This window comes from Protofrankia sp. Cas3 (genome assembly GCF_963555955.1).
Taxonomy (GTDB): Bacteria; Actinomycetota; Actinomycetes; order Frankiales; family Frankiaceae; genus Protofrankia.
On the sequence record NZ_CAUVXP010000181.1, the window covers coordinates 1 to 10,506 of the forward strand.

General features: G+C 66.4%; 9 protein-coding genes. All 9 read right to left on the minus strand.

Going from position 1 to position 10,506, the window contains the following annotated elements; translation table 11 throughout:
- Positions 1-202: 202 nt before the first annotated feature.
- Complete coding sequence (locus tag U9983_RS23750; protein ID WP_322756143.1) at positions 203-1,204, minus strand: polyprenyl synthetase family protein; 1,002 nt, start codon at positions 1,202-1,204, stop codon at positions 203-205.
- Between the two features lie 7 nt (positions 1,205-1,211).
- Positions 1,212-2,783 (minus strand): NADH-quinone oxidoreductase subunit NuoN, encoded by a 1,572-nt coding sequence (nuoN, locus tag U9983_RS23755; protein ID WP_322756150.1) that lies wholly within the window; start codon positions 2,781-2,783, stop codon positions 1,212-1,214.
- A gap of 35 nt (positions 2,784-2,818) precedes the next feature.
- Complete coding sequence (locus tag U9983_RS23760) at positions 2,819-4,462, minus strand: NADH-quinone oxidoreductase subunit M (RefSeq protein ID WP_322756144.1); 1,644 nt, start codon at positions 4,460-4,462, stop codon at positions 2,819-2,821.
- 1 nt (position 4,463) lies between these two features.
- Positions 4,464-6,413 carry an NADH-quinone oxidoreductase subunit L gene (gene nuoL, locus U9983_RS23765; protein ID WP_322756145.1) on the minus strand — a complete coding sequence of 650 codons (1,950 nt, stop codon included), beginning with the start codon at positions 6,411-6,413 and terminating at the stop codon, positions 4,464-4,466.
- A gap of 199 nt (positions 6,414-6,612) precedes the next feature.
- Positions 6,613-6,912, minus strand: a complete 300-nt coding sequence (gene nuoK / locus U9983_RS23770; protein ID WP_322747891.1) for an NADH-quinone oxidoreductase subunit NuoK — start codon at positions 6,910-6,912, stop codon at positions 6,613-6,615.
- On the minus strand, positions 6,909-7,721 hold the full coding sequence (locus U9983_RS23775; protein WP_322756146.1) for an NADH-quinone oxidoreductase subunit J: 813 nt from the start codon (positions 7,719-7,721) through the stop codon (positions 6,909-6,911). Before U9983_RS23775 ends, nuoK begins: the two co-directional genes overlap by 4 nt.
- Positions 7,718-8,308, minus strand: coding sequence for an NADH-quinone oxidoreductase subunit NuoI (gene nuoI / locus U9983_RS23780; RefSeq protein ID WP_322756147.1), 591 nt, complete (start codon positions 8,306-8,308; stop codon positions 7,718-7,720). The genes U9983_RS23775 and nuoI overlap by 4 nt, the downstream gene beginning before the upstream one ends.
- A gap of 3 nt (positions 8,309-8,311) precedes the next feature.
- Positions 8,312-9,682 carry an NADH-quinone oxidoreductase subunit NuoH gene (gene nuoH / locus U9983_RS23785; protein WP_322756148.1) on the minus strand — a complete coding sequence of 457 codons (1,371 nt, stop codon included), beginning with the start codon at positions 9,680-9,682 and terminating at the stop codon, positions 8,312-8,314.
- On the minus strand, positions 9,679-10,506 hold an 828-nt coding region (locus tag U9983_RS23790), incomplete at its 5' end, for a molybdopterin dinucleotide binding domain-containing protein (RefSeq protein ID WP_322756149.1). The genes nuoH and U9983_RS23790, both read right to left, overlap by 4 nt.

The following is a 10,506-nucleotide window of genomic DNA, read 5'->3' on the forward strand; positions in this document are numbered from 1 at the left end:
GTTCCGACGCCTTCCAGCATTCCACTCGGAGATCTTGTCAACAGCGTGGTGGAACTCCGCGATATCGCGCCGGTCTGGCCGCACAGCCGATAGCGATTCGTACCGCGGGCCGCCCACTCGGACCTCGCTACATCCCCGAGTGGGCGCTCGCTCGGAAAACCTGTTGTAAGAGCGAGCGCCGGGACCACCCGGTCCGTCCGCATCACCCGGTACGGTCCACAACAAAGTCGGCAAGTGCCTCCAGGGCGCCCCTGGCCGGTCCGTTCTCCAAAGAGGCCAGACAGTCACGCGCATCGCTCGCCCAACGCACCACCTCGGCACGAGCCCGCCGCATGGCCCGATGGCCACGCAGCAGATCCAGCGCCTCTGCGAGGGCCCCCTCCGCGGCGAACCCGTCCGCCATCAGGCTGCGCAGCCGCTCCGCTGCGGCATCGTCCTCCTGCAGCGCATACAGCACCGGTAGCGTGGGGATCCCCTCACGCAGGTCGGTGCCGGGCGTCTTGCCCGAGGCCGCCTCGTCCGAGGCCACGTCAATCAGGTCATCGGAAAGCTGGAAGGCGACGCCGAACCGTTCCCCGAACGCCGCGAGGGTGTCCGCGGTGTAGGGATCAGAACCGGCGAGCATCGCGCCGAGCCGACCGGACGCGGCGATCAGCGACGCGGTCTTCTCTGTGATCACACGGAGATAGTGCTCAACAGGATCCTGTCCCGCAACCGGTCCGACGGTTTCCCGGATCTGCCCCTCGCACAGCGTCGCAATCGTACGCGCCAGGATACGGGTGGCCGCCGGACCCAGATCAGCAGTGATGTCCGACGCCCGGGCGAACAGGAAGTCACCGGTCAGGATAGCGATCGTATTGGTCCATCGGACGTTCGCCGACGCCGCTCCCCGTCGCAACGGCGCTTCGTCCATGACGTCATCGTGGTAGAGGGTCGACAGGTGGGTGAGCTCGATCGCCACCGCGGCCGGAACGACACCTTCGGCGTCGGGGTCGGCAAACTGGGCGGCGAGCAGCACGACCATCGGTCGGAACCGCTTGCCGCCGGCGTCCACCAGGTGCCGCGACGTCTCGGTGACAAAGGGTACGTCGCTGCGGACGGCATCCCGCAGCATCCGTTCGACTTTGTCAAGCCCAAGGCGAACAGCATATTCAAGATCAGGGTCTGTCCTGATCCCCGCGAGATCCAGCCCGGTTGCGCTCATATGTTCGTCAGCGTACGAAGCCGGAGGCGGCAGCGGTGCCGGCAAGGTCGAGCAGCGGCTGTGGAGCAACTCCCAGCAGCAGCGTCACGATCGCCCCGACGCCGACTGCGGCATAGGTGAGTGTCGGACGAGTGACTACTATCGGACCCTCCGTCGCCGGTTCCTGGAAGAACATCAATACGATCACCCGGACGTAGAAGAAGGCGGCGATCGCGCTCGTGACGAGTGCCACAATCACCAGTGGCGTTGCGTGTCCGGCGACGGCCGCCTGGAAGACCGCGAACTTCCCGGTGAACCCGCTGGTCAGCGGGATACCGGCAAGAGCGAGCAGAAGGAAGGCGAAGATGCCCGCGAGAACCGGCGACCGCCGCCCCAGCCCCTGCCACTGGGACAGGTCGCTCGCCTCGCCGTCGGAGTTCCTGACCATGGTAACGAGACCGAATGCGGCAATCGTGGTGAAACCGTAGGCGACCAGATAGAACAGAGTGCCGCGCAGCCCGTCGCTGTTCGCCGCGGCGAGACCGGTGAGCAGGAAGCCGGCGTGGGCGATCGCCGAGTAGGCGAGCATCCGCTTGATGTCGCGCTGGGTCAGCGCCAGCACCGCGCCGACAACCATGGTCAGAATGGCGATCGTCCAGACCATCGGCCGCCAGTCCCAGCGCAGGCCGCCGAAGGCCACGTAGAAGACCCGAAGCAGTGCCCCGAAGGCCGCCACCTTCGTACCCGCGGCCATGAACGCGGTGATCGGTGTCGGTGATCCCTGATAGACGTCCGGAGTCCACGAGTGGAACGGCGCCGCACCGATCTTGAAAAAGAGCCCGATCCCGAGAAGGGCCATGCCCAGGTACAGGTAGGTGTCGTTCGCGCCGACCGTACCCGCGGCATCGGCGATCCGGCCGAGGTCGACGCTGCCGGCATAGCCGTAGAGGAAGGCCAGACCGTAGATGAAAAAAGCCGAGGAGAACGCCCCGAGCAGAAAGTACTTCATCGCGGCTTCCTGCGACAGCAGCCGGCGGCGGCGGGCGAGGCCGGCGAGCAGGTAGAGCGGCAGGGACAGAATCTCCAGCGCCACAAACATGGTCAGAAGTGTGTTGGCGGAGACGAACAACAACATCCCGGCCACCGAGAAGGCCATCAACGCGTATACCTCGGTCTGCACACCGGCGGAGGTCCGCGCGGCGGTCGCCCCCGGTGAACCCGGGGTGAGCGCCGCGGAGGCCACGATCGCGCCGCCGGAGGAGTCCAACCGCCGTTCTGCAACGAGCAACACCGCCAGGAAGGCGAACAGCAGGATGGCGCCTTCCATGAACAACGTGGGGCTGTCGATGGCCACCGCACCGGCGGCCAGGATCTGCCGGCGGCCGCGCAACAACACGACCGCGACAAATGCGGCCGCGAACCCGCTGGCCGCCAGCAGCGGCTGGAGCGTCCGGCGTGCCTTCGCCGGCGCGAAGGCGTCGATGAGGACAGCCGCCAGCGCCACCCCGAACACGATGATGATCGGGCTCAGTGCCACGTACTGGATCGACGGGACGTCGATCGTCGCCCGGGTGCTCTGGGCCAGGCCGTCCTGAGCCAGGAGCTGCTGGCCCAGGACGGCGGTTGGTGCGGCGCTCACGAGTGGCCTCCGGCCTGGCTTGCGTTCACGGGCGCGGCGTTCACTGGGACGGTAGACCCCGGATCGGTGTGCCCGGCGTCTTCGAACGTGGCCGTGACGGTCGGACGGATGATGTCGATGAGTGGCTTCGGGTAAACGCCGAGCGCAATGATCAGCGCGACCACCGGGGCAACGACGATCTTCTCTCGAACACTGAGATCGAGAACACCCTTGGCCTGCTCATGGACCAGCGGGCCGGTCATGGTCCGCTGATAGAGATACAGGATGTAGATCGCGGCCAACACGATTCCACCGGTGGCCACGATCGCCAGCGCCCGATACCGGGTGAACGTTCCGACCAGCACCAGGAACTCACTGACGAAGCTGTTCAGGCCTGGCAGCGCAAGCGATGACAGACCCGCGATCAGGAAGACCCCGGCCAGTACCGGGGTGACCTTCGCCATTCCGCCGTAGGCGCTGACGTCCCGGCTGCCGCGCCGGGCCACCAGGAACCCGACCACGAGGAACAGCAGCCCCGTGGACAGACCGTGGTTGACCATGTAGAGCACCGCGCCCGTCCCGCCCTGGGACGTCAACGCGAAGGTTCCCATGGCGATGAAGCCGAAGTGCGCCAGCGACGTGTACGCAACCAGACGTTTCATGTCCCGCTGGCCGATCGCCAGCAGCGCGCCGTAGAAGATTCCGATCACCGCGAGGGCGAGCACCATGGGCGCGAAGTAGGACGAGGCAGCCGGAAACAGCGGGATGCAGTATCGGATCAGCCCGAAGGTTCCAACCTTGTCCAGGACCCCAACCAGCAGGATCGCGCCGCCGGTCGGCGACTGCGCGCCGGCGTCGGGCAGCCAGGTGTGGAAGGGGAACAGCGGCGCCTTGATGGCGAACGCGATGAAGAAGCCGAGAAACAGCAGTTTCTGGACGCCCGGAGTGATGTCGAGCTGGCGCAGTGTCGCGAAGTCAAAGGTGCCGGTACCCAGCTGGTCGGCTGAGACCACATACAGGCCGATCACGGCGGCGAGCATCAACAGGCCGCCGAACAGGCTGTAGAGCAGGAACTTCACCGCGGCGTAGGACCGCTGCGCCTGCTCCTTGACCGCTCCGTAGCTCCCGATCAGGAAGTACATCGGGATCAGCATCGCCTCGAAGAACACGTAGAACAGGAACACGTCGGTCGCCGCGAACACACCGATCATCCCCGCTTCGAGGGCGAGCAGGAGGGCGAAGAACCCGGAAACGCTGCGTCTGCTCACCACACCGGCACCACCGGCATCAGCACCGACACCGACACCGGCACCGGCGGAACCGGCCTGTGCAGGGCCCGCAACCTCGTCCCAGGAAGCCAGGACGACGACCGGCACCAGCAGCGTCGCGAGCAGGATAAGGACCAGCGAGATGCCGTCAGCGCCCACCGAGTAGGAGACCCCGAACTGCCTGATCCAGGAGTACTTCTGGGCGAACTGGAAACCGGCACGCGACGGCTCGTACGCGATGGTAGCCAGCAGCGCCAGCCCGAACTCCACGAGCGTGACCGCAAGTGTGATCTGCTTGGCCACGGTGGCGAACCGCCGTGGAACGGCCAGCACGACCACCGCGGCCGCGGCCGGGACGATCAGCAGGACCGTCAACCAGGGGAAACTGTTCACGTCATCCGGCCTTTACCAGGTAGAGCGCGCCGACCACGAGGACGGCACCTCCCAACATCGACAGCGCATAGGAGCGGACGAATCCGGTCTGGGTCCGGCGCAACCGGCCGGACAGGCCGCCGACCGCCGCGGCGGTGCCGCGGACCACACCATCGACTCCAACGGTGTCCAGCCAGACCAGGAACCGGGTGGCGTACTGGCCCGGGCGCATGAACACGGTCTCGTTGAACGTGTTGGCGTAGAGATCGTGTCGCGCGGCAACGGTCACCAGGCCGACCTCGGCGTCGGGCCGGGCCACGGCCTCGACCGGGCGGAGCTGGTAACGAAGGTAGGCCCCGGCGAACCCGCCAGCGGCGACGAGCAGGGTGAGTGCGGTGAGAACCGCCGGGGACATGGTGTGCACGCCCACCTCGGCGCTCTCGCCGACCACCGGCGCCAGCCAGTTCTGGATGGAACCACCGAGGACGAACAGGCCACCGGCAACCGCCGCCCCGATCGCCAACGGGACCATCGGGCCGGTCATCACGGTCGGGGACTCGTGTGGGTGCCTGGCCTCCGGCCCCGTCTGCGACCAGCGGCGCTCGCCGTGGAAGGTCATGAGGAACAGCCGCGTCATGTAGAAGGCGGTGATCCCTGCGCCGAGCAACGCAGCCGAGCCCAGCAGATACCCGCTGGTTCCGCCCTTGTCGAAGGCCGCTTCAATGATTTTGTCCTTGGTGAAGAACCCGGACAGCGGGGGAACTCCGATGATTGCAAGATAGCAGATACCGAAGGTAGCCCAGGTGATCGGCATCAGCCGCCAGAGGGCACCGTATTTTCGCATGTCCTGCTCGCCGTCCATGGCGTGGATCACCGAACCCGAGCCGAGGAACAGCCCCGCCTTGAAGAAGCCGTGCGCGAGCAGATGCATGATCCCGAGTGCGTAACCCGCCGGACCGAGACCGACGGCCAGAAACATGTAACCGATCTGGCTCACCGTCGAATAGGCGAGCACCTTCTTGATGTCGTCGTAGGCACAACCGATGACACAGCCGATCAGGATGGTGCCGGCGCCGATGATCACAACAACGGTCCGGGCCGCCTGGGTTTCGGTGAAAATCGGGTTGGCCCGGGCGATGAGATACACCCCGGCCGTCACCATCGTGGCCGCGTGGATGAGCGCGGAGATCGGGGTCGGACCCTCCATCGCATCGGGCAACCACGCCTGCAACGGGAACTGGCCGGACTTCCCGCAGGCGCCCAGCAGGAGCAACAGTGCGATCGCCGTCAGCGTCCCATAACCGATGACACCCGCGGCGGCCGCGCCGAACACCGTGCCGAAGTTCGTGCTGCCGACCGTCGCGAACATGAACATGACAGCCAGGGCCAGCCCGACGTCGCCGACCCGGTTCATGTAGAAGGCCTTGTTCGCGGCGGTCGCCGCGGCCGGTTTGTACTCCCAGAACTTGATGAGCAGGTAGGACGAGAGACCAACCAGCTCCCACCCGGCGTAGAGGACCAGGAAGTTGTCACCGAGCACGAGCAGCAACATGGATGCCAGGAACAGGTTCATGTAGGCGAAGAACTTTCGCCGCGCCGGATCGTGCGCCATGTAGCCGATCGAATAGACGTGGATGAGCGTCCCCACCCCGGTGATCAGCAGGACGAAGAGCGCGGACAACTGATCGAACAGCAGTCCGGCATCCACCTGGAAACTGTTGACCGGAATCCAGGAGAACAGGTGTTGCGAGACCGCCCGATCGTCGCCCCCGCGCCCCAGCAGCGCGAAGAACAGCACCAGAGCCACGACAAAGCTCGTGGCGGCGGTCGCGGTACCCAGCAGGTGTCCCCAGCGGTCGGTCCGGTGCCCACCCAGCAACAGGATCGCCGCCCCCGCCAGCGGCAGCACCAACAACAGCCACATCACCGAGAACGAGCCGACGGCGGGGGCGTACTGCAGCTCATGCGGCATGGCGTACCTCGTTACCGCCGGCACGGCCACCGAATGCATGGCCAAGATGTATATGCGTCACTGCACTCATCGTCCGTTCTGCCGTAACCGGAATTCCGGCCACCACTTCGTCACTGCACCTGGCGCCAGCGCCGTCGACTGGCCGGCTGAAGACCTTCTGGATCATCGCCCACATCGACCGACATCCACCGGACAGGCCCTAGTACTTCAGGAGATTCACGTCGTCCACCGAGGCGGAGCGGCGGGTTCGGAAGATCGTGAGAATGATGGCCAGGCCGATGACCACCTCCGCGGCAGCGACGACCATCACGAAGAAGGCGATGATCTGGCCGTCCAGCGTTCCGTTGATCCTGGAGAAGGTGACCAGAGTCAGGTTCGCCGCGTTGAGCATCAGCTCGACGCACATGAACACGACAATGGCGTTACGGCGCAGCAGGACGCCCACCGCCCCGATCGTGAACAGGAGAGCGGACAGGATCAGATAGTTCGCGGGGTTCACCGGACCGTGCCCTTTCCGGCCCCGACCGGGTGCGGGCTGCCCGCATCCCCACGGCCGGAACCACTGGCGGAACCACCACCGGAACCACCACCGAAACCGCTGCCAGAACTCGTGCTGGAACCGGCCGGAAGTACCGACGGCGCGCTGGCCGCCTCGGGTGTCGCGTACACGCCCGGTCCCGGTGTCGGGGTGACCGGGCCACCGGCGGCGAACCGCCGCCGCAGCATGTCCTTCTGCGTGGGTTTGCCACCGACGCGTTCGCGATGGCCGAGCACCATGGCACCGACCGCAGCAATGATCAGCAATGCGGACACGATCTCGAACACGAACACGTAGTCGGTGAACAGCAGACGGGCGATCGCCTGGATGTTGCCGCCGTTGTTGGCCGCATCGAGCCCGGCGGCCTTGGTCCCACTGATCACACCGCCGATCGGAAACACCATCAGCCCGGCGAACCCGACCCCGAGGACAATCGCCGCCACCCGCTGGCCTCGCAGGGTCTCCACGAGGGAGTCCGAGGAGTCCACCCCGACCAGCATGAGCACGAACAGGAACAACACCATGATTGCCCCGGTGTACACGATAATCTGTACGAAACCGAGGAACGGCGCATCCTGCACCATGTAGAAGACGGCCAGACAGAACAGGTTCACGACCAGCAGCAGTGCCCCGTGCACGGCGCTGCGGGCGAGCACCATGGCCAGTGCGGCGAGAACGGCCACCGGCGCGAGTATCCAGAAGGTCGTGGCCTCACCGGTGGATGTCCGGGTGAACTCACCCGCCGCCTGAACCATGATTTCCGCACTCATCGGACCAGCTCCGAATCCCCGCCACGCACCGGTTCCGGGTCAGGTGACCCGGAACCGGCAGAGCCCGAGGCGTCGAACGGACCCGAGCGGTTCGGGTCGAACCGGTAATAGTCCGTTTCGCTGTCGCCGAGGAACATGGGATGCGGCGGCGCCGTCATCCCGTCCCGCAGCGGAGCGAGCAGCTGTTCCTTGGTGAAGATGAGATCCGAGCGGCTGTCGTCGGCGAGCTCGTAGTCGTTGGTCATGGTCAGTGCCCTGGTCGGGCATGCCTCTATGCACAGGCCGCACAGGATGCAGCGCAGATAGTTGATCTGGTAGACGCGCCCGTACCGTTCTCCCGGGGAGTACCGCTCCTCCTCGGTGTTGTCGGCGCCTTCGACGTAGATCGCGTCCGCTGGGCACGCCCAGGCGCACAGCTCACACCCGACGCACTTCTCCAGTCCGTCCGGATGACGGTTGAGTTGGTGCCGGCCGTGGAAGCGGGGCGCGGTCGCCTTCTTCTCCTCCGGATACTGCTCGGTCGTCGGCTTCTTGAACATGGTCGAGAAGGTGACGCCGAAACCCTTGTAGGGGTCCAAGATCCCCATGGCTCAGCTCTCCTGACGCGGTCCACCCGCGGCGATGACGGAAGACGGTCGATGCGGGCCGGGGGTGTACGGCGGCGACGGCGACTTCGATGATGACTGCGATGACGGCTGGTGCGGCGGCCACGGAATCCGCTCCAGGCTGGGTGCGTTGCGCGTGCGCTCCTGTTCGGCGGCCTCAAGACGTTCGGCGTGCTTTCGAGCGCCGGGATCGAGCAGGGTGATGATGAGCAGGATTCCCACCGCGATCCCGAAACCGATCAGCCACGGTGTCCGGTCGGTGACGTTCTCCCGGTACACCTTGAAGGTCGCCACGGCGAGCAGCCATACGAGCCCGACCGGGATCAGGACCTTCCAGCCGAACGCCATGAACTGGTCGTAGCGAAGCCGGGGCAGCGTGCCGCGCAGCCAGATGAAGACGAACAGGAATGCCAGCAGCTTCAGCACGAACCAGATCACCGGAAACCAACCGGTGTCGAAGTGCGAGAGGTACGGAATCGGCGGCGGCTGCCATCCGCCGAGGAACAGTGTCGTCGCCACCGCGGACACGGTGACCGTGTTGATGTACTCGGCGAGGAAGAAGAACGCGAACTTGATCGAACTGTACTCGGTGTGGAAACCGCCGACCAGCTCTCCTTCGGCTTCGGGTAGGTCGAACGGCGTCCGGTTGGTCTCTCCGACCATCGCGATGCAGTAGATGATGAAGGACGGCACCAGCCACACGTTCCACCAGTGGCGCTGGCCCGCGACGATGCCCGACGTCGACAGCGTCCCCGAGTTGAGGAAGACCGCGACAAAGGACAACCCCATCGCGACCTCGTAGGAAATGATCTGGGCCGCCGAACGCAGGGAGCCCAGCAACGGGTAGGTCGATCCGCTCGCCCAGCCGGAGAGAATGAGCCCGTACACGCCCAGCGATGACGCCGAGAGCACGAACAGAACCGCGACCGGTAGGTCCGCGAGCTGCAGTGCGGTGTGATGGCCGAAAATCGACACGTCGGGACCGAACGGGATAACCGAAAACGCGAGGAAGGCCGGGATAGCCGAAACGATGGGCGCGAGGATGAAGACCGGCCGGTCCGCGAGAACCGGGATGATGTCCTCTTTGAGCATCAGCTTCACGCCGTCGGCCAGGCTCTGCAGCCAGCCCTTGGGGCCGTGCCGGTTCGGGCCGACCCGCTGCTGCATCCGAGCGACCACCTTACGCTCGAACACGATGGCGAAAAGCGTTGTCAGCAGCAGGAACGCGAACACGGCAACGGCCTTGAGGAGGATCAGCCAGAACGGGTCGCTGCCGAAGGCCGACAGGTCCGGATCTCCGGCGGCGGCGGCCAGCGGCTGCCCCACGGGGGCCCCGAGCGAGGATGAATAGCTCATGACCGGCCCTTCGAAGTCCGCCCGCTCGCGCCGACCCGTACCAGCTCGCCGGTGCGGGACGCGAGTGAGCGGCGCAGGTGTGAACCGGGCGAGAAGGTCGGGACCCACACCACCCGGTCAGGCATGGACGTGATCTCCAGGGGCAGAGTGATCGTCCCACGGTCGCTGGTGACCGAGACCAGGTCACCGTCGACCACGCCGATCTCGCCGGCGCTCGCCGCGGACAGCCTGACCTTCGGCGGTCGGGCCGTCCCGGCGAGATAGGGCTCGCCGTCCTGCATCCGACCGTCGTCGATCAGCTGGTGCCAGCTCGCCAGCACGGCGTGACCGACGGGCGGGTCAGGTGGCACCGGCGGTGCCACCGACGGCGCCGGTGCCCGCCGAACCGCGTCACCGGCACGGCCGAGCATGCCGAGCTCACGGGCGGCCGAGCCGGGGTCCGCGACACCGAGCGCCACCCCGAGTTGGGCGGCGAGCATGTGCAGCACCCGCACGTCGGCCAGGGCTGGAGTCTCCAGGACCTGTTGGAACGCGCGCAGGCGTCCCTCCCAGTTGACGAACGAGCCCGCCTTCTCCGCCACCGGTGCGACCGGCAGAACGACATCGGCGACCTCGGCCACCGCGGACCGGCGAACTTCCAGCGAGACGCAGAACGGCACGCCCGCGATCGCGGTGAACGCGGCGGCCGGGTTGGGCAGGTCCTCGACGTCCAGCCCGGCCACGACAAGCCCGTCGAGCTCGCCGGCAGCCGCCGCGGCGAGGATGGCCGCGGTGTCGCGGCCGGGCCGCACCGGCACGGCCGCGCCCCAGGCTTCCTCCACCTC

What these genes read in the sequence shown, in the direction of transcription:
- U9983_RS23750 (WP_322756143.1), bottom strand. Translation starts at nt 1,204, where the DNA reads ATGAGCGCAACCGGGCTGGATCTCGCGGGGATCAGGACAGACCCTGAT.
- nuoI (WP_322756147.1), bottom strand. Translation starts at nt 8,308, where the DNA reads ATGGGGATCTTGGACCCCTACAAGGGTTTCGGCGTCACCTTCTCGACC.
- nuoL (WP_322756145.1), bottom strand. Translation starts at nt 6,413, where the DNA reads ATGCCGCATGAGCTGCAGTACGCCCCCGCCGTCGGCTCGTTCTCGGTG.
- nuoH (WP_322756148.1), bottom strand. Translation starts at nt 9,682, where the DNA reads ATGAGCTATTCATCCTCGCTCGGGGCCCCCGTGGGGCAGCCGCTGGCC.
- U9983_RS23775 (WP_322756146.1), bottom strand. Translation starts at nt 7,721, where the DNA reads ATGAGTGCGGAAATCATGGTTCAGGCGGCGGGTGAGTTCACCCGGACA.